This is a genomic window from Flavobacterium aquiphilum, from assembly GCF_027111335.1.
In the GTDB taxonomy this organism is placed as follows: Bacteria; Bacteroidota; Bacteroidia; order Flavobacteriales; family Flavobacteriaceae; genus Flavobacterium; species Flavobacterium aquiphilum.
This window is the reverse complement of sequence record NZ_CP114288.1, coordinates 4,294,699-4,319,920: the sequence shown is the minus strand read 5'-3', so window position 1 is coordinate 4,319,920 and position 25,222 is coordinate 4,294,699. Positions and strand designations below refer to the sequence as shown.

At 35.4% G+C, this 25,222-nt stretch carries 17 protein-coding genes; 12 read left to right on the top strand and 5 right to left on the bottom strand.

Translation table 11 applies throughout. The features are described 5' to 3' along the window. Positions 1–14: 14 nt before the first annotated feature. Positions 15–2,027 carry a LysM peptidoglycan-binding domain-containing protein gene (locus OZP12_RS17475; RefSeq protein ID WP_281226366.1) on the top strand — a complete coding sequence of 671 codons (2,013 nt, stop codon included), beginning with the start codon at positions 15–17 and terminating at the stop codon, positions 2,025–2,027. Positions 2,028–2,091: 64 nt separating this feature from the next. Continuing rightward, entirely contained in the window at positions 2,092–2,493 is a 402-nt protein-coding gene (locus OZP12_RS17470) for an OsmC family protein (protein WP_281226365.1), read from the top strand. Between the two features lie 76 nt (positions 2,494–2,569). Here OZP12_RS17470 and OZP12_RS17465 read toward each other — a convergent pair whose 3' ends face one another. Next, on the bottom strand, positions 2,570–3,268 hold the full coding sequence (locus OZP12_RS17465; RefSeq protein WP_281226364.1) for an endonuclease/exonuclease/phosphatase family protein: 699 nt from the start codon (positions 3,266–3,268) through the stop codon (positions 2,570–2,572). Positions 3,269–3,526: 258 nt separating this feature from the next. On the opposite strand from OZP12_RS17465, the gene OZP12_RS17460 reads away from it, so the two are divergent. The 3 genes from OZP12_RS17460 to yidC all read left to right on the top strand — a co-directional run bounded on the left by OZP12_RS17460 (position 3,527) and on the right by yidC (position 7,747). Then, the gene (locus OZP12_RS17460; RefSeq protein ID WP_281226363.1) at positions 3,527–3,757 is read left to right on the top strand and encodes a DUF3820 family protein; all 231 of its coding nucleotides are present in this window, start codon (positions 3,527–3,529) and stop codon (positions 3,755–3,757) included. A 363-nt stretch (positions 3,758–4,120) separates the two neighbouring features. Next, entirely contained in the window at positions 4,121–5,734 is a 1,614-nt protein-coding gene (gene pyrG / locus OZP12_RS17455; RefSeq protein WP_281226362.1) for a CTP synthase, read from the top strand. Between the two features lie 120 nt (positions 5,735–5,854). Next, on the top strand, positions 5,855–7,747 hold the full coding sequence (gene yidC, locus OZP12_RS17450) for a membrane protein insertase YidC (RefSeq protein ID WP_281226361.1): 1,893 nt from the start codon (positions 5,855–5,857) through the stop codon (positions 7,745–7,747). Positions 7,748–7,833: 86 nt separating this feature from the next. Here yidC and OZP12_RS17445 read toward each other — a convergent pair whose 3' ends face one another. Beyond that, the gene (locus OZP12_RS17445; protein ID WP_281226360.1) at positions 7,834–8,802 is read right to left on the bottom strand and encodes a fasciclin domain-containing protein; all 969 of its coding nucleotides are present in this window, start codon (positions 8,800–8,802) and stop codon (positions 7,834–7,836) included. Positions 8,803–9,408: 606 nt separating this feature from the next. On the opposite strand from OZP12_RS17445, the gene OZP12_RS17440 reads away from it, so the two are divergent. The 7 genes from OZP12_RS17440 (at position 9,409) to OZP12_RS17410 (ending at position 17,532) form a co-directional block, all read left to right on the top strand. Continuing rightward, the gene (locus OZP12_RS17440) at positions 9,409–10,125 is read left to right on the top strand and encodes a toxin-antitoxin system YwqK family antitoxin (protein WP_281226359.1); all 717 of its coding nucleotides are present in this window, start codon (positions 9,409–9,411) and stop codon (positions 10,123–10,125) included. 140 nt (positions 10,126–10,265) lie between these two features. Beyond that, positions 10,266–11,453 carry a tRNA 2-thiouridine(34) synthase MnmA gene (mnmA, locus tag OZP12_RS17435; RefSeq protein WP_281226358.1) on the top strand — a complete coding sequence of 396 codons (1,188 nt, stop codon included), beginning with the start codon at positions 10,266–10,268 and terminating at the stop codon, positions 11,451–11,453. A gap of 117 nt (positions 11,454–11,570) precedes the next feature. After that, entirely contained in the window at positions 11,571–13,184 is a 1,614-nt protein-coding gene (locus OZP12_RS17430) for a S8 family serine peptidase (RefSeq protein ID WP_281226357.1), read from the top strand. A 14-nt stretch (positions 13,185–13,198) separates the two neighbouring features. After that, a complete protein-coding gene (locus OZP12_RS17425; protein ID WP_281226356.1) occupies positions 13,199–14,143 on the top strand; it encodes an NAD(P)H-dependent flavin oxidoreductase in 945 nt (314 codons plus the stop codon). Positions 14,144–14,180: 37 nt separating this feature from the next. Further along, on the top strand, positions 14,181–14,594 hold the full coding sequence (locus OZP12_RS17420; RefSeq protein ID WP_281226355.1) for a hypothetical protein: 414 nt from the start codon (positions 14,181–14,183) through the stop codon (positions 14,592–14,594). A 207-nt stretch (positions 14,595–14,801) separates the two neighbouring features. Further along, positions 14,802–16,424 carry an alkaline phosphatase PafA gene (gene pafA, locus OZP12_RS17415; protein ID WP_281226354.1) on the top strand — a complete coding sequence of 541 codons (1,623 nt, stop codon included), beginning with the start codon at positions 14,802–14,804 and terminating at the stop codon, positions 16,422–16,424. A 139-nt stretch (positions 16,425–16,563) separates the two neighbouring features. Next, positions 16,564–17,532: a c-type cytochrome gene (locus OZP12_RS17410; protein WP_281226353.1), complete on the top strand. Its 969-nt coding sequence runs from the start codon at positions 16,564–16,566 to the stop codon at positions 17,530–17,532. 54 nt (positions 17,533–17,586) lie between these two features. Here the strand turns inward: OZP12_RS17410 and lysA are convergent, their stop codons facing one another. From lysA to gltB, 3 genes are all read right to left on the bottom strand, one after another. After that, a complete protein-coding gene (gene lysA, locus OZP12_RS17405; RefSeq protein ID WP_281226352.1) occupies positions 17,587–18,810 on the bottom strand; it encodes a diaminopimelate decarboxylase in 1,224 nt (407 codons plus the stop codon). Between the two features lie 323 nt (positions 18,811–19,133). Further along, positions 19,134–20,594, bottom strand: coding sequence for a glutamate synthase subunit beta (locus OZP12_RS17400; RefSeq protein ID WP_281226351.1), 1,461 nt, complete (start codon positions 20,592–20,594; stop codon positions 19,134–19,136). Between the two features lie 4 nt (positions 20,595–20,598). Next, positions 20,599–25,119: a glutamate synthase large subunit gene (gltB, locus tag OZP12_RS17395; protein WP_281226350.1), complete on the bottom strand. Its 4,521-nt coding sequence runs from the start codon at positions 25,117–25,119 to the stop codon at positions 20,599–20,601. Positions 25,120–25,222: the final 103 nt, after the last annotated feature.

The window sequence follows — 25,222 nt, the reverse complement described above, 5'->3', positions numbered from 1 at the left end:
AATTTATAACACACATGAAACCTATTAATATGAACTATTTTTCAGTAATACTTTGTACTGTTTTATTTTCGGTGTCCACTAGTTTTTCACAAGAAAAAATTGAAAAATATATAGTTGGAAAAGGAGAAACAGTAGCACAGATTGCTCAGAAATTTAAAGTTACTCCTTACGAGATTTATAAACTCAATCCAGACGCACAAAATGGATTGAAGCCTAATGCCATTTTGTTGATTCCTAGAAGTGGTGTGAGCACTACAAAGAGCGTTGCCGCTCCGGTAAAACCGGTAACAAATGCGGTTCCATCAAAACCACTGGTGCAACAGGCTAAAACACATACGGTACTTGCGAAAGAGACTTTATTTGGAATTGAAAAAAAATACGATCTAAGTGATGAGGCTTTGAAAAAAGCCAACCCGGATCTTGAGAAAAACGGTTTGCAGATAGGCATGGTTTTGAATATACCTTCAAAAAGTGCTGTAAAAGCGAATGTTCCTGTCACAAGTTCAGTAGTATCAAATGCTCCAATTTTTCATACGGTACAATCAAAAGAAACCAAGTATTCGATTGCTAAGAAATATGATATTACAGTTGAAGAATTGGAACGAAAAAATCCTGAAATTGTTCCCAATTTACCTGTTGGATACGAGCTATTGATAAAGGGGAATAGACCTAAAGCAGTTGCAAAAGAAGCTCTTGCAAAAGTTGTTATTCCTGCCGAAAAGCATGTCGCTGTAAGTACTCCTGAACCGATAAATTATATTGATTATACGGTAAAACCCAAAGAAACATTTTACAGTTTATCCAAAATGTTTGGATTGACACAACAGCAATTAATCGATTTGAATCCGAATTTGTCTGTTGGTGTGCAAGAAGGAATGATCTTGAAAGTGCCTTCAAAATCAAATCAGATTGCGGTTAATTCAGCAAAACAGAAAGTTGTATTGACTAAAAAAAGCAGTCAGGATAAAAAGACTCTAGTGTTGTTGTTCCCTTTTAATTTTGCCAAAAACAGTACGGATACAGTTACTTCAACGGTTAATAAACTGAATAATGATAAGTTTTTGAATATGACTTTGGATTTTTATTCAGGAGCTTTGATGGCGATAGACTCGGCAAAGCAAGTTGGTGTTTCGATGAATGTGAAAATTTTTGATTCCAACGAAACAAAATCAGCATCCAATGTTGCTTCTATTTATAGTGATAACAATCTTGCAGATGCAGATGCAGTTGTAGGGCCATTTTACCAAAATAATGTTGAAAAAACGGCGAATCTGTTTATACAAAATAATGTGCCTGTAATTTCTCCTTTGTCCAAAGATACCGGAAACCCGATAGCTAATTTGTATCAGTCTATTGTACCGACATCGGTGATGAAAACAGCCATGTTTGATTTTATGAATGCAAAACAAGGTAATTTGGTTGCGGTAATCGACAAGAAAAGAGAAACAATCAGAAAGTATATTTTGGAGAATCAAAAAGCGGTGAAAATAGCTCCGCTGACTCCAACAGGAGGTTTGGATGTGGAGAATTTCAAGAAATTATTGGTAAAGGACAGGATGAATTACGTTATTTTAGAATCTGCCAATACAGGGATGGTGAAGTACACAATAAATACGATGCTTTGGGCTATGGCCAATGGTTATCAGGTGCAATTGGTTATTTTGGAACCTAATGAGACTTTGGATACAGATGAAGTTAGTTTTGAGAATTTGACCAAATTGCATTTGCTCTATCCTTCGGCAACCCGTGAAAATAATTCGCCTGAAGCTCAGCTATTCATGCAGAGTTACAGAAAGAAAAATAAGGTAAATCCAAGTTCGTATGCTATTCGTGGTTTTGATATTACTTTTGATACCATGATGCGTTTGTCGCAGGATAAAACCTATCAGGAAACTGCCGAGACGATGATAACGGAACAAGTCGAAAATAAGTTCGAATATCACAAAAATCCGGATGGAGGATATTCGAACAAAGGAGTTTATATTCTGTATTATGACACGGATTTGACGATTAAAGAAGCGAAGTAAACTATTGGTCAGTCAAGGTTTTCAACATTAATAATTTATAACTCACAATTTATAATTTTAAAAAATGACTTCAAAAGTAACTTATTTGGGAGATTTAAGAACTTCCTCAATACACATACAATCGGGCACAGAAGTTTTATCGGATGCTCCGGTTGACAATAACGGAAAAGGAGAGGCTTTCTCGCCAACGGATTCGGTTGCCAATGCTCTGGCGACTTGCATGATGACAATTATGGGAATAAAAGCAAGAGCTATGAATATTGATTTTATAGGATCGACGGCGGCCGTTACCAAAATAATGAATGCCGAACCAAGAAAAATTGGTGCCATTGAAATTGTTTTCGAAATGCAGGGTGTCACTGAAGAAAAAGATAAAACAATCTTGGAAAGAGCGGCAATAACCTGTCCTGTTTACTTGAGCTTGAATGACGATATTGAGAAAAGAATTACTTTTAATTGGAATTAAATTTTTCCGTTTTAAAAATAAATAAACCCGATAGATTTCAAAAATCTGTCGGGTTTTGTATTTTATTCTTAAGAATTTAATCCACAAGCTCCATTGTAACCAGATAAGCACAATGATCAGAAGCGACTGAATCCGGGATGACTTCCCTGCTTATAACCTTCCATCTTTTTTTAGGGTAATACATTATGTAATCAATAGTTTTGTCGGGCTTGTTAGACGGGTAAGTGAATTGTGGATTTTTTGGGTCATAGGTCGTTCCCCACTTTTCTTCAAGTATTTTAATTGGATTACTTTCGGGAAGAGAGTTCAAATCCCCTGCTAAAATTGTTGGGTATTTATTTTTTAAAAAAACCGCATTGATTTTTTTTACCTGATTGATTCTATCAGTTTCTATTTCTTTATAGTCCAAATGAGTACCTACAAAAGCAATTGTGTCGCCTGAAGGAAGAACTGAAACTATTTCTACTGCATTTTTTGGTTCGTTGCCTTTGGTGTAAGGCAGGTTGACATTTCGGGAAGAGATTATAGAATGTTTGGATAAAATTCCTTCTCCGTATTCTCCGCTATCAAAATTCATTGCTCTGGCAAAAAGGGGGCATAATTTGGTTCTGATTCCAAGTTCTGTAACCAAATCGTATTTTTTAGCTCGGTTTGTTTTAAAATCAACTTCCTGTAAGGCAACAAAATCAGGATTAGCATCATTGATTACTTTGGCAATGACATCCAAGTTAAAATCGCCTTTCATGGTTTCGCCGTGGTAGATGTTGAAAGTCATGAATTTTATTATTTTTTTGTTTTTTGTTTCGTTTTGTGCGAATGATAGACTCGATGCGAAAAGAAATAATAAGAGAAATGGTTTTAATTTCATATAAATCGATTTAGTTGTGTTTTCGAGCACAATTTATGTATAAATGCCTAATGTGGCGTAATAAATGTTGAAAATTTTTTTAGTTATTTTTTGTGAACAAAGAATTTTGAAAATATTTTTTTGTCAAGCTAATATTTTACCTTGCGAAAAAAAAACTGTAGACTGATGGATCAAAACCAAAAACAGCTCATAAAATTAGCGCATACCAAAATGCCGTTTGGTAAGTACGAGGGTTGGTTTCTTATCGATATTCCGGAATATTATATTGTTTGGTACGCCAACAAAGGTTTTCCGAAAGGGGAACTTGGAGAGCAATTGAAATTGGTTCATGAGTTAAAACTTAATGGACTCGAAGAATTGATTCGGAACATAAAAAAGAAATATCCGAAGCCGTAATTACGAAAATCACTTATTGGGTAACGGATCTGTCATCTTGTTGCTATGAAAAAATAATGTTGATTTTTAGCCCCGATTGTAGTGAAAATCCTTGAGAACAGGGGTTCGGTTCTCAAGATTGTAGCGTAAAGCGGGAGGTTGCTTTCTGAAAATGCAGAACGTTTATACTCCAAAAAAGGAATGCGAAAAAGCCTTAATCAGAATGTTAATTTATTGATTTTTTGAATAGTTAGATGAAGGTTGTTTGCTAAATAAGCAATAATTAGGTAGGTCTAAAATTCTAATAATTCAACACTTTACTATTCCAATTAAATTTGTACTTTTGCGACGTTTTTTAGACAACTACAATACAAACAACAACAGATGAATCAAACGAAATATATTTTTGTTACAGGTGGTGTGACTTCTTCTTTAGGAAAAGGAATTATAGCGGCATCTTTGGCAAAATTGTTACAAGCAAGAGGTTATAGGACAACAATCCAAAAATTTGATCCTTATATCAATGTTGATCCGGGAACTTTGAATCCTTATGAACACGGAGAATGTTATGTAACGGATGATGGTGCTGAAACCGATTTGGATCTTGGACACTACGAGCGTTTCTTGACAGTTCCAACTTCTCAAGCCAACAACGTAACTACAGGTAGAATTTATCTTTCGGTAATTGAAAAAGAGCGTAGAGGTGAATTCTTGGGTAAAACGGTTCAAGTTGTACCTCATATCACAAACGAGATTAAAGAAAGAATGCAATTGCTGGGTAAATCTGGTGATTATGATATTGTTATTACCGAAATTGGTGGTACAGTAGGGGATATCGAATCTTTACCTTATATCGAGTCTGTTCGTCAGTTGATTTGGGATTTGGGTGAAAAGAACGCGATCGTTATTCATTTAACATTGGTTCCTTATTTGGCTGCTGCTGGTGAATTAAAAACAAAACCAACGCAACACTCCGTTAAGACTTTGATGGAAAGCGGAATCAAAGCAGATATTCTGGTGTGTAGAACAGAGCATGAGATATCTGATGAAATCCGTAATAAACTGGCATTGTTCTGTAATGTTAAGAGAGAGGCGGTAATTCAGTCTATTGATGCTTCGACGATTTATGAAGTTCCTAATTTGATGTTGGAAGAAGGACTTGATATTGTGGCGTTGAAAAAATTGGATTTACCTAAAAAAGCTGCTCCAGATTTAAAAAACTGGAACACTTTCTTGCGTAGATTGAAATTCCCAAAACATACTGTTAACATTGGTTTGATTGGGAAATATGTTGAAATGCAGGATTGTTACAAATCGATTCTTGAGGCATTCATTCATGCAGGTGCTGCGAATGAAACTAAAGTAAATGTAATTTCGATTCACTCTGAGTTTATTGATACAGAAAATATTAAAGAGAAATTAAGCGGTCTTGATGGGATTCTTGTGGCTCCTGGTTTTGGAGAAAGAGGAATTGAAGGAAAGATTGAAGCGATACGTTATGCGCGTGAAAACAAAGTTCCTTTCTTCGGGATTTGTTTGGGAATGCAAATGTCGATTATCGAATATTCAAGAAATGTTTTAGGATTGGCTGATGCGAATTCTACTGAAATGAATGATAAAACCAAGCACCCTGTTGTGAACTTGATGGAAGACCAAAAAAATGTTACCGACAAAGGAGGAACAATGCGTCTTGGAGCTTGGAAATGTGATATTAAACCGGACTCGTTGGCGTACAAAATTTATGGAAAAACATCTATTTCAGAACGTCACCGTCACCGTTACGAATACAACAGTGAATATGTAGATCAATTGCAAAAAGCAGGATTGATTTCGTCGGGAGTAAATCCTGATACAGGTCTTGTGGAGATTGTAGAATTAGAAGATCATCCTTTCTTTATTGGAGTACAATACCATCCTGAATATAAGAGTACTGTTGCAAATCCGCATCCTCTTTTTGTGAGTTTTGTTGCAGCAGCGGTTAAGGCAAAAAAGAAATAAAAGTTTATTAATTGAAAATGATAGTTGTTAAAATGTAACATTAGATATGTTTTGATGACTAACGAAATCAGTTTCTAATTCATTTCAATTAGAAAAACGAAAAAACAAGAATAAAATAAAATGGAAGATAAAAAATTAGACCTTAACTCGATTATAGGGATTTTATTGATTGGAGTTATTTTTCTTTGGATGATGTATCAAAATAAGCCTTCGAAAGAAGCTATTGCTGCAGAAAAAGCTAAAAAAGAAATGCTTGCCAAAGAAGAAAAAACTGCTAAGGCACAATCTGTTGCTGCTCCTGCGCTAGTTGCCGGTGACTCTACCCAATTGGCCCAATTGCAAAAAACTTTAGGAGGTTTTGCGTATTCTGCGACTTTGCCTTCAGCAAAAGATACTGTAACAACTATCGAAAATGATTTTGTGGTATTGAAAATTGCTAACAAAGGAGGATACATTGTTGAAGCTACTTTGAAGAAATTCACAAAATTCGAAAAGAATTCAGGGCAGTTGGTTTCTTTGATTAAAGACAACAATGCCGATTTGAATATTCGATTACAAACCAGCGATAACAGAGTTTTAGAAACAAAAAACCTGTATTTTGAGCCTACTTTGACAAAAGTTGGTAACGATCAGGTTCTTTCTATGAAATTGAAAGCGGGTGCCAATGATTTCTTGGAATACAAATATGTTTTGAAACCAAATGATTATATGGTTGGTTTCGATGTTCGTTCCCAAGGTTTGAGCAAAGTTTTGAATACCGCTAAGCCATTGGATTTACAATGGAATATGAAAACGTATAGAAGCGAAAAAAGTATCGCTTACGAAGACCGATTCACTGAAATCCGTTACAAATATGAAGGGGATAAAAACAATTATGTAGGTAACGGAAAAGACAAAGAAGAGACGCCTGACAAAGTTGATTATATTGCTTTCAAACAACATTTTTTCACGTCTATTTTATTGACAGATACTCCTTTTGAAAAATCTTCGCTAAAATCAAATAAATTAGCTATTGATACTGAGAAAGACACCATCTTTATAAAAGATCTTAAAGCTAATGTTCCTTTGGCTTTCCGTAACGGAGAAGTTGATTATAAAATGAACTGGTATTTTGGTCCAACAGATTATGATACTTTGAAAAAATATGACAAAGGAATGGAAAAAATTGTTCCATTAGGATGGGGTATTTTTGGATGGATCAATAGATTTATTTTTATTCCGTTATTTGGATTTTTAAGTTCAACATTAGGATTATCACTAGGAATTGCGATTATTTTTTTCACAATAATCATCAAAGTAGGAATGTCGCCTATTACTTATAAGTCATTCTTGTCTCAGGCAAAAATGAAAGTATTGCGCCCAGATATTGCTGAATTGGGAGAAAAATACAAAAAAGACCCAATGAAAAAACAACAGGAAACAATGAAGTTGTATTCTAAAGCAGGTGTGAATCCTATGGCGGGTTGTATTCCGGCTTTGATTCAGATTCCGTTTATGTATGCGTCGTTTCAGTTTTTCCCATCGGCATTTGAATTGAGACAAAAAAGTTTCCTTTGGGCTGATGACTTGTCTTCATTTGACTCTGTTTACAAATTGCCTTTCCATATTCCATTATACGGTGATCATATCAGTTTGTTCCCAATTTTGGCTGCGATTGCAATTTTCTTTTATATGAAAATGACTTCAGGCGATCAACAAATGGCTGCTCCACAACAAGAGGGTATGCCGGATATGACGAAAATGATGAAAATGATGATTTACGTTTCGCCAATCATGATGTTGATTTTCTTCAATAGTTATGGTGCAGGATTGAGTTTGTATAACTTTATTTCGAACTTAATCACTATCGGAATTATGTTTGTAATCAAAAATTACATTGTTGATTCAGATAAAATCCATGCTCAAATTCAGGAGAACAAGTTGAAAGAGCCTAAAAAACCAGGTAAGTTCCAACAAAGATTGCAAGAAGCAATGGAGCAGGCCGAAGCTCAAAAAAAAACTAAAAAGAAATAGAACTGAATAAAGTTGAAAAAGCTCCTGGTAATGCAGGAGCTTTTTCGTTTTTAACAAATTAAATTAACTACCAATTATTATATTAATTAAAAAGTGGGCAGAAGGACTTTGTCTAATACGTGTATGATGCCATTGGAGCATTGAACATCTACTGCTGTAATATTGCAATTTCTTCCGCTTACATCCAGTAAACGGGTTGGAGTGAATTTCACAGTAACATTTTGTCCGGAGAAAGTAGTTACAACTTGGTCGTTTGTCAATTGACTTGATTGTACATTGGCGCCAGCAACCACATGATATTTTAATGTTTTTTCTAAAACATTTGCTGGAATTGCTGATAATCCAGAATAGCCTGTTTCTTTTAAGAAAGCAGTAAACGCGTCATTTGTGGGTGCAAAAACTGTAAAAGGAGAACTAGTTGTTCCAGATAATATTCCTGCAAATCCTGAAGCAGGATTGTAGGTCAATGCAGCTACTAATGTGCTAAAGTTTGGATTGGCAACAGCATGATCTACAATTGTTGGGAGGCCTATTACTGCATCAACGACGTGTATAATTCCATTTGTTGCCTTAATATCAGCAGTAACCACTTTGGCTATTCCATTTAGTTTGACTCCTGAAGAAGTATTGACATACATACTTAAAGTATTGGTTGTCGATGCACCACCTTTAGCAAGAGTTTTGATGTAGCCGGTTGTTAAATCAGTTGACTTTACTGCACCACTTACTACGTGATTAAGTAATATTTGTGTTAAAGTTTCTTTTGGTACGTCTTTAATTGAAGCGTAAGGTGTGGTTTTAAGGAAAGCAGTAAATGCCGCATTTGTTGGTGCAAATACGGTATATGGACCTGCTCCTTTTAATGTTGTCGCTAATTCTGCTTTTGTTAATGCTTCAACTAATATGGATAAATCAGTATTACTTGAAGCAATTCCTGTAATTGTATTATCGGCGACTGGTGGCGAAGTTGTGTTGTTGTCATTGTCGCATGAAGTACCAATGATGGCTAAAAAGGCTAATACAGCTGCTTTTTTGAATTTTAATAAATTTTTCATGATATTAATCGTTTTAAGGTTTGATTATTAGTTGTTTAAGTCTGTGTAAAAGTAAAAGTATTTTTTTATTTTGTTTATTGTTTTTTAAAAAAAATTAAACAAAAAAAATAAAATTTATATTTTTTTTTGATTTTGTTTAGCCTATTATTTTTATTTAATTGATTTAAATAGCCTCTTAAATTGTCTATTTTTATCGTTTTTTGTTTTTTATTTTTTATTTTTTTTGATATGTTTTTGTTTAAAAGTGTTAAACAAAAAAAGTACTTGTATTATGTGTAGTGCTTCTTCGGGTAAAAAAATCAATTTTAAAGGTTCTAATTTGTGATTTTGATTTATAGCACTGTCCGTTAAATAGAATAAATAAAGAGTGGCTAACGGATTGAATAGATTTCATGGATTATCATGGATTTGATTAAGCAAGGTTGCAACTCCCTTTTCTATATGCCCAATAGTTTTCATACGTGGACTATTTTCTGAAATTGTCTAAGAAAGGGTAAGTCATATATTTATTAAGATTTATGTACTTTTATAGCATAATTCAGATGGATGATGTTAGTTGTTTTTTAAGGTAATGCTTTTGATTTTGAATGATTTAAATTAATTTATATGTTTTCTATTTTTAGATTTTTGACACTTTTATTGTGTTGTCAAGTTGTTTTCTCCCAAACTAATTCCAATCCGGTAGATGAAAACGGGAAGAGGCATGGTGTTTGGAAAGGGTTTTATGAAGAATCTGGGAGACAACGCTACGAAGGAACTTTTGAGCACGGAAAAGAAGTCGGGGTTTTTAATTTTTTTGATGATACAAAAGCAAAATCAATCATTGCTACAAGGAATTTTAATTCAAAGGATAATTCCTGCTACACTATTTTTTATGATCAAAATAAAAATGTGGTAAGTGAGGGAAAAGAAGTAAATAAGGTTAGGGAAGGGCAATGGAAGTATTATCATAAGGCTTCCAAAGTGATTATGACTTCGGAAAATTATAAAGACGGAAAATTAGATGGAGTTCGAACTGTATATTATCCAAGTGGGAAAATTGTAGATGAAACCATTTATAAAAACGGATTGAAAGAAGGCGTTTATAAAAAATATTCGGAACAAGGGATTGTTTTGGAAAACAGCTTTTTTAAAAATAACGAATATGAAGGTGAGGCGATTTATAAAGATTCAAATGATCAGGTTATAGTCAAAGGAAAGTTTAAAAACGGTAAAAAAGTTGGGAAGTGGCAATTTTTTGTCAATGGAAAACTCGATAAAGAGGAAAATATGGATAAGCCCAAAAAGATACAGCTCAAAAGGGATAATGTAAAAAAAGGTTAAGACATTTTGAGATTCTTAAACTAGGTATATTATTTGTACTTTTGCAAAAGATTAAATAAGATTTCAAATAATGAATAATGAAATTGGTGTGATTTTTTGTTCAAATTGCATTATTCGTAAAAAACAATAAATAATTACAAATGAAACGTGTAGTTGTAGGTCTTTCCGGTGGAGTGGATTCAAGTGTTGCAGCCTATTTGTTGCAACAGCAAGGTTATGAGGTAATAGGTCTTTTCATGAAGAATTGGCACGATGATTCGGTGACAATATCTAATGAATGTCCTTGGTTGGAAGACAGTAATGATGCTTTGTTGGTTGCCGAGAAGCTTGGAATTCCTTTTCAAACGGTCGATTTAAGCGAACAATACAAAGAAAAAATCGTTGATTATATGTTCAACGAATACGAAAAAGGGAGAACTCCAAATCCTGATGTGCTTTGTAACCGTGAAATAAAATTTGACGTTTTTATGAAAATCGCTTTGAGCCTTGGTGCCGATTATGTCGCTACTGGACATTATTGCCGAAAAAGTGAAATCGAAGTTGATGGTAAAAAAGTGTACCAACTCCTTGCAGGTGTTGATGGAAATAAAGACCAGTCTTATTTTTTATGTCAATTATCTCAGGAGCAATTATCCAAAGCGTTGTTCCCAATTGGTGAATTGACAAAGCCACAAGTAAGGGAAATTGCTGCCGAAATGGAATTGGTAACTGCCGAAAAGAAAGACTCGCAAGGACTTTGTTTTATCGGGAAAGTACGTTTGCCTGAATTTTTACAGCAAAAACTTCAACCAAAAGAAGGAACAATTATTCAAATAGATAAAAACGATCCTGTTTATTGTAATGAAATGCAAAGCGGATTGTCGATTGAAGAACAATTGGCTTTCGCTTCGAAAAAAATGCCATATACCCCAAAAATGGGTAAAGTAATGGGAAAACATCAGGGAGCACATTATTTTACCGTTGGACAACGAAAAGGCTTGAATGTAGGCGGAACAACAGACCCTTTGTTTGTGATTGCTACAGATGTTGAGACCAATACAATTTACACTGGTCTGTCAAGTATGCATCCCGGATTGTTCAAAAAAGCATTGTTTATAGATAAATCAGAAGTGCATTGGGTTCGTGAAGATTTGGCTTTGGCCGAAGGCGAAACAATGGAAGTTATGGCACGTATCCGATACAGACAACCTTTGCAAAAAGCGACTTTGCATCAGTTTGAAAATGGCATGTACATTTCTTTTGAAGAACCACAATCTGCGATTACTGAAGGTCAATTTGCCGCATGGTACCTGAATGACGAGTTAATCGGTTCTGGGGTTATTTCTTAAAGGAATTATGCTTTAAGCTATTAGTTTTTGCGATAGCCTAAAAACAGAAAACAGAGAAGTTGTAATTTTGCATTTAGTATAAAGCTTAAGGCTTAGAGCTTAAAGCAAAAAATAAGCATGAAAAAAATAGTAGCTATTGTTTTGTTCTTTTCCTGTTTTTTGGGCTTTTCCCAAGAAGATGCTTGGGTATATTTTAATGTTAAAAACAATTCTCAAAGTTATTATAACAATCCTTTGCTGATGCTTTCTCAAAGAGCTATCGATCGAAGAACTATTCAGAATATTCCGTTGGATTCCAAAGATATTCCAATCGATAAAGCTTTGATTGATCAGATTAAAAGCGTTTCGGGAATAACCATAATGGCGAAATCGAAATGGCTGAATGCTTTGCATATTCGCGGTACTCAAACGGTAATAAATTCTTTGAAGTCTTTATCATTTGTGGATAAAATCGATTTTGCAAATAAAGCACTTAATTCGACCGCGAAGATTGTTGGTACTTCAAAAATAAAAGACGTTGAAAAAGATGAAGAGATAAAAGTAGATTTTGCTTATGGCAATTCTGCTAATCAAATTCAAATGCTTCGTGGTGATGTGTTGCATAAACAAAATTATACTGGTGGAGGAAAAATAATTGCTGTTATGGATGCTGGGTTTCCCGGTGTTAATACGGCGCAGCCTTTTCAAAGACTGAGAGACAATAACCGAATTTTAGGCGGGTACGATTTTGTCGCCAGAAGTACTGATTTTTATACAAATGATTCTCATGGGACAATGGTTCTTTCCGTAATGGGAGGATATAAAGACGGCGCGCTTGTTGGAACGGCTCCAGACGCTTCTTATTTTTTGTTTCGTACTGAAGATGCTACTTCTGAAAATCCTGTTGAAGAATCGTATTGGGTAGAAGCAGCTGAAAAAGCTGATAGTTTAGGAGTAGATGTTATTAATACTTCTTTGGGTTATTTTGAGTTTGATAAAACGACTTACAACCATACTTACAGTGAGATGGACGGTAAAACGGCCTTCATGACTCGTGGTGCCGAAATTGCTTTCTCTCGGGGAATGATTGTGGTGGTTGCTGCAGGAAATGAAGGAGCGACAGTAAATCCGCATATTGCTGTTCCTGCGGATGGGATTTCGGTACTTGCAATAGGGGCTGTTACTCCTACCAAAACAGTAACGAGTTTCAGTTCGATTGGGCCTTCTTACGACGGAAGAGTAAAACCGGATATTATGGCGCAAGGACAATCAGTAGTCTTGTCTGACGCTTCAGGAAATATTGGGACTGCTAACGGAACTTCTTTTTCCAGCCCTATAACTGCGGGATTAGTGGCTTGTCTATGGCAGGCTTTCCCTAACAAAACCAATAAGGAAATTAGGGATTTAATCATAAAATCAGCGGATCGATATACAACGCCAAATAATCAATATGGGTATGGAATTCCTGATTTTGGTTTGGCATTGTCGAATGGATTGGGAAATATTGATTTTTTAAAAGGAAATGTTTTTCTGTATCCGAATCCAACAACTGATTTATTTACTGTTTCTTTTAATGGATATTTGGATGCCGCCACTTTACGGGTCTATTCAATACTTGGACAGAAAATAAAAGAACAGACAATCACAAAAACTTCGCCAAGCATTTCACTCAAAACATTACAATCCGGAATTTACATTTATGAACTCGATTGGGATGGGAATGTAACTACAGGAAAATTAATCAAACAATAATCCCTAATTTTTATATGAACAAAATTACAAGCCTTTTCAATATTAAATATCCAATTATACAAGCGGGAATGATTTGGAATAGTGGTTATAAACTGGCAAGTGCCGTTAGTAATGCTGGAGGATTAGGGTTGATAGGTGCCGGTTCGATGTATCCGGAAGTTTTGAGAGAGCATATTCAAAAGTGTAAAAAAGCAACCGATAAGCCATTTGGCGTTAATGTGCCAATGTTATATCCGAACATTGAAGAAATAATGAAAATTATTGTTGATGAAGGAGTGAAAATAGTTTTTACATCGGCTGGGAATCCTAAAACTTGGACTCCTTTTTTGAAAGAAAATGGAATAACGGTTGTACATGTCGTAAGTAGTTCTGTTTTTGCATTAAAAGCACAAGACGCAGGCGTTGATGCTGTGGTAGCTGAAGGTTTTGAGGCCGGGGGACATAACGGGCGAGAGGAAACCACGACTTTCACTTTAATTCCTATGGTAAGGGATAAAATTTCAATTCCGTTGATTGCGGCTGGAGGAATTGCTACAGGTAGGGGAATGCTTGCCGCAATGACTCTTGGTGCTGATGGTGTACAAGTTGGAAGCCGTTTTGCAGCATCACTAGAATCATCATCACATGAAAATTTTAAGAAAACCATTATTGAGCTTCAGGAAGGAGGCACACAATTAACGTTGAAAGAATTGGCTCCCGTTCGTTTGATTAAAAATAAATTTTATCAGGAGCTACAAGAGTTATATGAAAAATGCCCTAGTAAAGAAGAATTAATTGCTTTATTGGGAAGAGCAAGGGCTAAAAGGGGAATGTTTGAAGGGGATTTGGATGAAGGTGAATTGGAAATCGGACAAATCGCTGGACTAATTAAAGAAATATTGCCTGCAAGTGAGATAATTAATAAAATGATATCCGAATTTGAGCAGGCAAAACAAGAAGTGGTTTCATTTGGTTATTAAAAATGGTACATTTGTTTGTATAAAAATTTTTACGATAATGAATAAATTAAAAACTGGGTTTATATTATTCTTGCTTTTTTTTGGGGTGAACCAAGGATTTAGTCAGGTTTATAAATTCAAAACTACAGGCTTAAGTGTTTCGACAAAAGATAAAAATGAAAAATTTAGTGATTGGACCGAAGTGAAATCAGTGAATATGGTTGTTAATTTGGATACCAACAAAAACCGAATTGTGATTTATTCCGAAGTAATTCAGTTGTTCGAAATCGTTGATTATCTCCCTACAGAAGAAAATACTTCTGATTTGGTTTACCCATTTGTTTGTAAAGATAATGGTGGGGAAAACTGCACACTCTCTTTTATTACCCGTAAAAAACAAGATAACAGAATGCAGTTGTATGTGAAATATATGGATAGGGTATTGGCATATAATATTATCAAATTGGAGTAAAATCTTAAATCCAATTGTAGCCTATTCTTCTTCGGTTTTCTTATTCTGACGGTTGATTTCAATTGGAAACTTTTGACGATTTAAAGATTTTGAGAAAATATTGATGATTTTTTTAAGATGCGAAGAATTAATTTATTGTAAAGGTAATTTTGTTTTAAACTTTTTATACATGATAAAGTGTATTTTTATGACCTATTTTAATATATTATGAGAAAAATTATTTTGTTTTTAGCTTGTGTTTTTTCTTTCAATAGCCAAGCGCAGCAACGACCTAAATTAGTTGTTGGAATTGTAGTCGATCAAATGAGAATGGAGTATTTATACCGGTTTTCGGATGATTTTTCAACAAGAGGTTTTAAAAGATTGATGGATAATGGGTTTACGTACCACAATATGAATTATAATTATGTGCCCACATTTACTGCACCTGGTCATGCTTCTATCTACACCGGTACAACTCCTGCTGTACATGGAATATTAGGGAATGATTGGTATGTTCGTCCTGCAGGAAAAAGTATGTATTGTACTGATGATGCTAGTGTTAAAACGTTAGTGCCAGGAACTGAAAAGGAAGGGGCGATGTCTCCAAAAAATCTTTTGAGTACTACAATTACCGATGAATTAAGGATGTCGACTAACTTTAAAGGGAAAGTAATTGGAGTGAGTATTAAGGATCGAGGAGCTATTTTGCCAGCGGGTCATTTTGCGAATTGGGCTTTTTGGTGTACAAAATCTGGGGACTTTATTTCAAGCAGTTTTTATGGTGATAAAATGCCGGGTTGGGTTACTCAGTTCAATGCTGAGAAGAATTTTATGAAATATATTGATAAAGGTTGGAGCTTGTTGAAACCGATTGATACTTATAATGAAAGTTTGCCCGATAATAATCCTTATGAAGGAAGTTTGGATAAAGATGTTCCTCCTGTATTTCCTTATGATTTGAAGAAAATTTATAATGAAAAAGGGATGGAGGTCTTGAAAACAACTCCGTTTGGAAATGATTTCTTGGCTGAATTAGCTATGAGAGCTATCGAAAAAGAAGAGTTAGGTAAAGATAATATTACCGATTTCTTGACTTTTAGTTTCTCGTCTACCGATTATGTAGGACATACTTATGGTCCGCGTTCTATGGAGATTCAAGATACTTATTTGCGTTTGGATCTTACTATTGCTACTTTTTTGGATTATTTAGACAAAACTGTAGGAAAGGATAATTATTTGGTTTTCTTGACAGCAGACCACGCTGTTGCAGAAAATGCGATTTATTTGAAAGATCGTAAATTAAGTGTGGATAATATCCCAGCAAAAGAGATTTTTGCTTCTTTGAGTAAATTCTCAACAGATACTTTTGGTGTTAATTTAGTGTTGAACTATTCTAATTTCAATGTTTTCTTGGATAGAGAAGTTATCAAGCAAAAAGGATTAGAATTGACTAAAGTAAAGCAAAGTTTTAAAGATTTTTTGATGGGGCAAGTATATGTAAAACGAGTGTACACACAGGAAGATATTTTGGCTGGTTCTGCTCAGGATTATTATCTAAATTTCATATTTAAAGGGTATGATTCTAAGCAAAGTGGGGATCTTGTTATTCTTGAAGGGCCTGGATATTTAGAGAGTTATGGAATAGGTACCGGAACTACACATGGCACACCAAATAGTTATGATACCAATGTGCCGTTGCTTTTTTATGGTTGGCATGTTCCGCAAGGAGAATCCAATAAAAAAGAATATATCACTGAAATTGCACCTACACTATCTAAAATGCTTAAAATCACGACTCCAAACGGTACGGAATCACAAGTTTTAGAAGAGTTATTTGTGAAAAAATAAATATTTTTTTGACAGGTCAAATCCCCATTTGTGTAGATGAATGGGGATTTTTTTTGTTTCATCGATTTTTTCTCTAAATAATATTGTTTTTTAAGCGAAACTGTTAAATTTAAAAAGGTTTGTTTAAATAAATTCAATTATGAAGAAAGTTGTCAAATGGTTCTTATCATTAGTTGTCATTTTTGTTGTGACCGTCTTATTGTATGTGAAATTGGCTTTGCCTAACGTTGGTAAGATGGAGTATCTAAGTGTTAGGCCAACAGCAAGTAAATTAGAAAGAGGAAAATATCTGGCTAACCATGTTTGTGTTTGTATGGATTGTCATTCTACAAGAAATTGGAATGAGTTTTCGGGGCCATTGGTAGATGGAACTATTGGTAAAGGAGGAGAGGTTTTTGATCAAAGGTTTGGTTTTCCGGGTAGTTTTTATTCTAAAAATATAACTCCTTCAGGTATTGGTGACTGGTCTGATGCTGAAGTTTTAAGAGCAATTGCTAGCGGTGTTTCCAAAAATGGACAAGCATTGTTTCCTATAATGCCACACCCTCATTTTGGTCAAATGGATAAAGAAGATTTGGAGTCAATAATTGTTTATTTAAGAACTTTAAAACCTATTGAAAATATAGTGCCAGAATCGAAGGCAGATTTTCCGATGAACTTTATAATTAATACCATACCGAAAGAACCTCGTTTTTCGAAAAAACCGAACGTACATGATGCTGTTGCTTATGGAAGTTACTTATTTAATGCTGCATCCTGTTCAGAATGTCATACCAAACATGAAAAAGGAGAACCTATTGAAGGAATGGAATTGGCAGGTGGTTTTGAGTTTCCTATGGTGACCGGCGGTATTGCGCGATCGGCAAATATTACACAAGATAAAGTGACCGGAATAGGTAAGTGGTCTGAAGCCGATTTTGTTAAACGTTTCAAATCTTATACAGACAGTACTTATGTGTCGAATAAGGTAGTAAAAGGGAATTTTAATACCGTTATGCCCTGGACAATGTATGGCGGCATGAATGAGCAGGATTTGAAGTCAATTTATGCGTATCTAAAAACAATTAAACCAATACATAACAATGTGGTTAAATTTGTGAATCCATAATAGGATATTGTTCAAAAAAAAATCCCGTCTTTTTAACTAGACGGGATTTTTATATTAAACTGTTGCTGCCGCTTCTGTAGGCAACGGAATCTGATTTTGAAGTAAATCTTCGAATTTTTCGTGAGCTCTGATTAAGTAGCCTTGATCATTCATCCATAAAACCTCTGCTGGTTTGTATCTTGAATTATAGTTTGATGACATTGAGAAACAATATGCTCCTGCATTACGGAAACATAAAATATCTCCTTCTTTGATTTCAGCAATTCTTCTGTTGGTTGCAAAAGTATCTGTTTCGCAGATGTAACCTACTACAGAGTAAAAACGCTCTTTTCCTTTTGGATTAGAGATGTTTTCTATATAATGTTGTGAACCGTAAAACATTGGTCTGATTAAATGGTTAAATCCACTGTCAATACCAGCAAATACAGTTGAAGTAGTTTGTTTTACAACATTTACTTTAGTTAAAAAGAATCCAGCCTCACTTACCAAGAATTTTCCTGGTTCAAAGATAAGAGTCAAATCTTTTCCATATTCAGTACAGAAAGCGTTGAATCTTTTAGATAATTTTTTGCCTAATTCATCTATGTCTGTTGTAATATCATCTTTTTTGTAAGGAACTTTGAATCCGCTTCCAAAATCAAGGAACTCTAGGTTTTTGAAGTTTTTGGCGGCATCAAATAAAATTTCGGCTGCATATAAAAACACTTCAATATCCAAGATATCTGATCCAGTATGCATGTGGATACCAACAATGTTCATATTGGTATTTTCAACAATACGAACCAAATGTGGCAACTGATGAACAGAAATACCAAATTTACTATCAATGTGTCCAACAGAAATATTAGCGTTTCCACCCGCCATTACGTGTGGGTTAATACGAATACAAACTGGAACATGCGAATGTTTCGCACCGAACTGCTCTAATATAGATAAATTGTCGATGTTAACCTGCACACCCAATGCGTGTACTTCTTCTATTTCTTCTAAAGAAACACCGTTTGGCGTATAAAATATTTTTTCTGGCGCATAACCAGCGTGCAGACCTAATTGCACTTCTTGAATGGAAACTGTATCTAAACCTGACCCCATGTCTCGCAATAATTGCAGTATCGCAACATTAGACAAAGCCTTCATGGCGTAATTGATGCGTAAATTGGCAACCTTAGAAAATGCCTTCGTTAATCGATTGTACTGGGATTGTATTTTCTCTGCATCATACACATAAAGTGGACTTCCAAATTGTTCTGCTAAGTGTAGTAAATCGTTTGCTTGCATTTTATATTTATTAATTTTTTACAAATTTATTATTCTTTAATATTACGACCAAACAATTACTTGTTATTTAACAAAACATAACATTTTGTTTTATTTACAACAAACAGCTTTAATTCGTTGTTTTATATAACTTTAGTTTACAAATGTAACTTTTGTTAAGTTTTTACAGAATGTCGTTTTATGTTGCAAAAAGTATGCTTTGTTGGTTTTTTCTTTATTGAATATTTTAGTTTTTAACTATGTCAGATGGCTTATTGGATCTAAAAAAGAAATCCCTTGACAAAAAATGTTATCAAGGGATTTTATAGTTTTTGTTTCAAATGTTATACACCTGGTAAATCTCCACCTTCTTTAGTAGGAAGGTTTGTAGTTCCCATTAAGTATAAATCAACTTGTCTTGCAGCCTCACGGCCTTCAGAGATAGCCCAAACAATTAATGATTGTCCTCTTCTCATATCACCAGCGGTAAATATATTTGGAACATTTGTTTGGAATTTACCGTATTCTGCTTTATAGTTGCTTCTGAAATCAGTTTCAATACCTAATTGTTCTGCTAAGCCTTTTTCTGGTCCTGTAAATCCTAAAGCTAATAAAGCTAAGTCACAAGGCCAGATTTTCTCAGAACCTTCAATTTCGATTAATTGAGGTGCTTGCCCCGGAACAATTTTCCACTCTACGTTTACAGTTTTAAGAGCTGTCAATTTACCATTGGCATCTTTGATGAATTCTTTGGTATTGATTAACCAGTTTCTAACAACACCTTCTTTGTGAGAAGAAGAAGTTTTTAACTGTAACGGCCAATATGGCCAAGGAGTTGTTTCGCTTCTTCCAACAGGTGGTTTTGGCATAATTTCGAAGTTAGTCACCGATTTTGCACCGTGACGGTTTGATGTACCCACACAGTCAGAGCCTGTATCTCCACCACCAATAACGATTACATCTTTTCCAGTAGCTAAAACTTGGTTTTCGATTTTCTCTCCAAAAACAACTTTAGTTTGTTGAGTTAAGAAATCCATTGCCTGAACTACACCATCAGCATCAGCACCTGGAGTTGGCAATCCTCTTCTTTGAGTAGCACCACCACAAAGTACGATAGAATCGAAGGCTTTCAAATCTTTGATATCGTAGTTAACACCAACATTAGTGTTTACTTTGAAAGTGATTCCTTCTGCTTCAAGGATAGCAATACGACGGTCGATAATTTCTTTTTCTAATTTGAAATTAGGAATTCCGTAACGTAATAATCCACCAATTGCATTGTCTCTTTCGAAAACGGTAACAGTGTGTCCAGCTCTGTTTAATTGTTGCGCAGCTGCTAAACCAGCAGGTCCTGAACCAACTACAGCAACTGTTTTTCCAGTTCTTGTTTTTGGCGGTTGTGGTTTAATCCATCCTTCTTGGAAAGCACGCTCCACAATATTTTTTTCTATATTCTCGATAGAAATTGGCTCGTTAATAATCCCTAATACACATGCTTTTTCGCATGGGGCAGGACATAGGCGTCCTGTGAATTCAGGGAAGTTATTTGTTGAATGTAATATCCAAGAGGCTTTTTGCCATTCACCTTGGTGTACCATGTGGTTGAAATCAGGGATTAAATTCCCTAACGGACATCCACTGTGGCAAAATGGAATACCACAATCCATACAACGTGATCCTTGTTTTGTAATTTCAGCTTCACTCAAAGGAACTGTAAATTCTTTATAATGTCCTACACGTTCTTGTACTGCTGTGTATGATTCATCCTGTCTTTCGAATTCTTTAAAACCTGTTACTTTTCCCATTGTGTTATGCTGTTAATTCTTCAACCATTTGTACCTCAGTTTCCATGCGTTTTAGCGCTTTTTTGTATTCTGTAGGCATTACTTTTACAAAATTTTCTAGGCTTGTTCCCCAATCATTTAATAGTTCGATACCTTTTGTACTTTGTGTGTACTCCACGTGTCTTTCTATTAAAGTTTTCAATTCATCAGCTTCTGTTCCTTCCACTTTTTCAAATTCGATTGTTTCAGTGTTACATAAACCGTTTGTGAATTTATTCTCTGGATCGTAGATATAAGCGATACCTCCACTCATACCTGCAGCAAAGTTTCTTCCTGTTCTACCAAGAACTACAACTTTTCCACCAGTCATGTACTCACAACCGTGATCTCCCACACCTTCAACTACCGCTGTGGCACCTGAGTTACGAACTGCAAAACGTTCTCCCGCAATACCATTGATGAAAGCTTCTCCTTCAATCGCTCCAAATAAACAAACGTTACCAACGATGATGTTTTCAGAGGCAACAAAAGTCGCTTTAGCTGGTTTCTTGATGATTAATTTTGCTCCGGATAATCCTTTTCCTAAATAGTCATTTGTATTTCCTTCAACAGTGAAAGTCAATCCGTGTGCACTAAATGCTCCGAAACTTTGTCCTGCAGAACCTGTGAAATTAACGTTCAAAGTATCCTCAGGTAGCCCTAGGTGTCCGTATATTTTAGAAATTTCGTTACTAACGATAGCTCCCACTGAACGGTCGGTATTTTTAATAGGATATTCTAAAGTTGTTTTTTCTTTTCTGTATAAAGCACGGTGAGAATCTTTCAAGATTTGGAAATCCATAACATCGTCCAATCCATGGTCTTGTTTCTCTGTGTTACGAACCGTCATGTATTTGTATGAATCCGGTCTGTGCAGGATAGAAGATAAATCCAATCCTCTTGCTTTATAGTGCGTAATTGCTTTGTTAGCATTGATTTTGTGGGTTTGCCCAATCATTTCTTCCAAAGTTCTGAATCCAAGTTGCGCCATGATACCTCTTAACTCTTCTGCAACATAGTAGAAGAAGTTAATTACGTGTTCAGGAGTACCCTTGAAGTTTTTACGCAATTCCTTATCTTGAGTAGCAATACCTACCGGGCAAGTATTCAAGTGACATTTACGCATCATAATACAACCAGAAGCAACCAATGGGGCTGTAGCGAAACCAAATTCTTCAGCACCAAGTAAAGCAGCGATAGCTACGTCACGACCTGTTTTCAATTGTCCGTCACATTCTACAACGATACGGCTTCTTAAGTTGTTTAATACTAAAGTTTGTTGTGCCTCAGCCAATCCAAGTTCCCATGGAAGACCTGCGTGTTTCAATGAAGTCAATGGAGAAGCTCCTGTACCACCATCATAACCTGCAATCAATACAACGTCAGCTTTTGCTTTAGCAACACCTGCCGCAATTGTTCCAACACCAACCTCAGAAACTAATTTCACGTTGATACGCGCTTCTCTGTTAGCATTTTTTAAGTCGAAGATTAATTGAGCTAAATCTTCAATTGAGTAAATATCGTGGTGTGGCGGAGGTGAAATCAATCCTACGAAAGGAGTTGAGTTACGGGCCGCTGCAATCCAAGGCAATACTTTATCACCTGGTAATTGTCCACCTTCTCCTGGTTTTGCACCCTGAGCCATTTTAATTTGAATCTCTTTCGCGTTTGTCAAGTAGTGAGAAGTTACTCCAAAACGTCCTGAAGCTACTTGTTTGATAGCCGAGTTACGACTGTCACCGTTTACGTCTGGTTGGAAACGGGTTCTGTCTTCTCCACCTTCGCCTGAATTGGATTTTCCTCCAATACGGTTCATTGCAATCGCTAAGTTTTCGTGCGCTTCTCTTGAAATCGAACCGTAAGACATTGCACCCGTTTTGAAACGTTTTACAATAGCTGTCCATGGTTCTACTTCGTCTAATGGAATTGGATCTAAGTTGTCAAATTCAAATAAACCACGAATAGTCATTAAATTCTCAGCCTGATCGTTTACCGTTTTAGCATAAACATCATAACTAGCTTGGTCGCTTAAACGTACTGCTTGTTGTAATTTAGCAATAGTCGTAGGGTTGAACATGTGTCTTTCCCCGTTACGTCTCCATCTGTATTCTCCTCCAATGTTTAATCCTAAACGGTTTGGAATTAATACGTCTGGGTAAGCGTAGTTATATCTTTCGCTAATTTCTTTTTCAATTTCGTACAATCCTATACCTTCAATTCTTGAAGCAGTGTATGGGAAGTATTTTTCAACAAATTTAGAGTTGAAACCAACAATTTCGAAAATTTGAGAACCTCTGTACGAGTGTAATGTAGAGATTCCAATTTTGTTCATGATTTTTAAAATACCTGAACCAATTGCTTTGTTGAAATTGTTGACAGCTTTTTCTTCGCTAATTCCGGTAATGAAACCTTCTTGTACTTGTACGCGAATGATTTCGTTAACCATATATGGGTTGATCGCACTTGCTCCGTAACCAAATAAAGTTGCAAAATGGTGTGGTTCACGTGGCTCAGCAGATTCGATAATGATATCGAAATAAGAACGCTTACGCAAACGGTTCATTTGGTGATTAACATAAGAACAAGCTAATAAAGCAGGAATTGGAGCAAATTCTTTATTTACACCTCTGTCCGAAAGGATGATGATGTTAGTTCCTCTGTCAACTGCTTTGGTGATTTGGATAATGATATCTTCCAAAGCATTTTCCAAACCGTTCAAACCTTTGCTCTTAGTATATAAGATTTGGATAGTTTCTGCTTTGAAGTTGTCGATATCTATATTTCTGATTTTTTCTAAGTCATCATTAGAAATAACCGGATTTTGAATTCTTAATTTTCGGCATTGCTTGCTTGAAATATCAAAAATATTACGATCCTGACCTAAATTTAAGGCAATATCAGTTACAATTTCTTCACGGATACCATCCAAAGGTGGGTTGGTAACCTGTGCGAATAACTGTTTGAAATAGTTAGGAATTAATTGTGGTCTGTCTGACAATACCGCAAGAGGGGTATCGGTACCCATCGATCCCAAGGCTTCTTTTCCGTCTTGAGCCATAGGCGTAATCATATCTTGGATATCTTCCAAAGTATAATTGAATAGGCGCTCTCTTGTTTTTAAATCGATAGTTTCAATTGGACAAGTTTTGTTTGTATAAGGAACGTCTCTCAGGTGTAAACGGTATTGTTTTAACCATTCCTGATAAGGTCTTTCAGAAACAATTTTGCTTTTGATTTCCTCGTCATTGATGATACGTCCTTCGTTCATGTCCACCAAGAACATTTTTCCTGGCTCCAATCTACCGTGACTTTCTACATCTTCCGGATCAATGTTTACAACACCAATTTCTGATGCCATAATCAATTTACCACTCTTAGTTACAGTATAACGGGAAGGTCTCAAACCATTACGGTCTAATAAAGCTCCAACATAATCACCGTCAGAGAAAGGTACAGAAGCAGGACCGTCCCATGGTTCCATGATGCAAGCATTGTATTCGTAGAATGCTTTTCTTTCTTCAGACATGGTTTTGTGTTTCTCCCATGCTTCAGGAATCATCATCATCATTACTTCTGGTAATGATCTTCCAGTATGTGTTAATAATTCAACAACCATATCCATAGAGGCAGAATCTGATTTTCCAGGAAGAATGATTGGGAATAATTTCTCGATTTGCGATCCAAAGACATCACTTTTCATGATTTCTTCACGAACACGCATTCTACTTACGTTACCTCTCAAAGTGTTGATCTCACCATTTTGACACATGTATCTAAAAGGTTGAGACAATTCCCAGGTAGGCATTGTATTGGTAGAGAAACGTTGGTGTACTAACGCTAAACGAGTTACCAAATCCGTTTGTTGTAAATCGGTATAATATGGCCCAATATCTTCAGGCATAATGATACCTTTATATATTAAGGTAGTAGTAGATAAACTAGGTACGTAAAAATAAGAACTTTGCGATATTTTAGAATTCGCAATAGTGTGTTCTGTGATTTTACGGGCAGCATATAACTTAGCTTTGAAAGTAGCTTCGTCAATGTCAATAGCTTCGGGCTTACCAACGAAAATTTGCTCAATAGTAGGTTCAGATGCCAAAGCAATTTGACCTAATTGAGTAGAATCTACAGGAACTTCTCTCCATCCTAGAACGGTAAGTCCTTGTCCTTTAATTTCTTTTTCAAATATGTCTTTACAGTAAACATATTGGTTGTGGATTTTTGGTAAAAATACCATTCCAACGGCATATTCACGTGGCGCAGGTAATTTGAAATCACAAACTCTATTGAAGTATTCGTGTGGAATGTCAATTAAAAGTCCAGCTCCATCTCCCGTTTTCCCGTCAGCACTTACACCACCACGGTGTTCTAGTTTTACTAGAATTTCTAATGCGTCGTGAATAATTTGATTTGTTTTCTCACCTTTAAGGTTGCAGATAAAACCAGCTCCACAGTTTTCATGCTCGAATTCTGGCAAATAAAGGCCTTGTTTTTTAATTCTCATGCTTGATATTTTTTTTTACAAAATTAAAGATTTCATAACACATAACCAGTGAATGGTGTGAATGAGTTATATTTTTGCTATAAAATTAAAAAAGATATGTATA

What these genes read in the sequence shown, in the direction of transcription:
- OZP12_RS17475 (WP_281226366.1), top strand. Translation starts at nt 15, where the DNA reads ATGAAACCTATTAATATGAACTATTTTTCAGTAATACTTTGTACTGTT.
- OZP12_RS17470 (WP_281226365.1), top strand. Translation starts at nt 2,092, where the DNA reads ATGACTTCAAAAGTAACTTATTTGGGAGATTTAAGAACTTCCTCAATA.
- OZP12_RS17465 (WP_281226364.1), bottom strand. Translation starts at nt 3,268, where the DNA reads ATGACTTTCAACATCTACCACGGCGAAACCATGAAAGGCGATTTTAAC.
- OZP12_RS17460 (WP_281226363.1), top strand. Translation starts at nt 3,527, where the DNA reads ATGGATCAAAACCAAAAACAGCTCATAAAATTAGCGCATACCAAAATG.
- pyrG (WP_281226362.1), top strand. Translation starts at nt 4,121, where the DNA reads ATGAATCAAACGAAATATATTTTTGTTACAGGTGGTGTGACTTCTTCT.
- yidC (WP_281226361.1), top strand. Translation starts at nt 5,855, where the DNA reads ATGGAAGATAAAAAATTAGACCTTAACTCGATTATAGGGATTTTATTG.
- OZP12_RS17445 (WP_281226360.1), bottom strand. Translation starts at nt 8,802, where the DNA reads ATGAAAAATTTATTAAAATTCAAAAAAGCAGCTGTATTAGCCTTTTTA.
- OZP12_RS17440 (WP_281226359.1), top strand. Translation starts at nt 9,409, where the DNA reads ATGTTTTCTATTTTTAGATTTTTGACACTTTTATTGTGTTGTCAAGTT.
- mnmA (WP_281226358.1), top strand. Translation starts at nt 10,266, where the DNA reads ATGAAACGTGTAGTTGTAGGTCTTTCCGGTGGAGTGGATTCAAGTGTT.
- OZP12_RS17430 (WP_281226357.1), top strand. Translation starts at nt 11,571, where the DNA reads ATGAAAAAAATAGTAGCTATTGTTTTGTTCTTTTCCTGTTTTTTGGGC.
- OZP12_RS17425 (WP_281226356.1), top strand. Translation starts at nt 13,199, where the DNA reads ATGAACAAAATTACAAGCCTTTTCAATATTAAATATCCAATTATACAA.
- OZP12_RS17420 (WP_281226355.1), top strand. Translation starts at nt 14,181, where the DNA reads ATGAATAAATTAAAAACTGGGTTTATATTATTCTTGCTTTTTTTTGGG.
- pafA (WP_281226354.1), top strand. Translation starts at nt 14,802, where the DNA reads ATGAGAAAAATTATTTTGTTTTTAGCTTGTGTTTTTTCTTTCAATAGC.
- OZP12_RS17410 (WP_281226353.1), top strand. Translation starts at nt 16,564, where the DNA reads ATGAAGAAAGTTGTCAAATGGTTCTTATCATTAGTTGTCATTTTTGTT.
- lysA (WP_281226352.1), bottom strand. Translation starts at nt 18,810, where the DNA reads ATGCAAGCAAACGATTTACTACACTTAGCAGAACAATTTGGAAGTCCA.
- OZP12_RS17400 (WP_281226351.1), bottom strand. Translation starts at nt 20,594, where the DNA reads ATGGGAAAAGTAACAGGTTTTAAAGAATTCGAAAGACAGGATGAATCA.
- gltB (WP_281226350.1), bottom strand. Translation starts at nt 25,119, where the DNA reads ATGAGAATTAAAAAACAAGGCCTTTATTTGCCAGAATTCGAGCATGAA.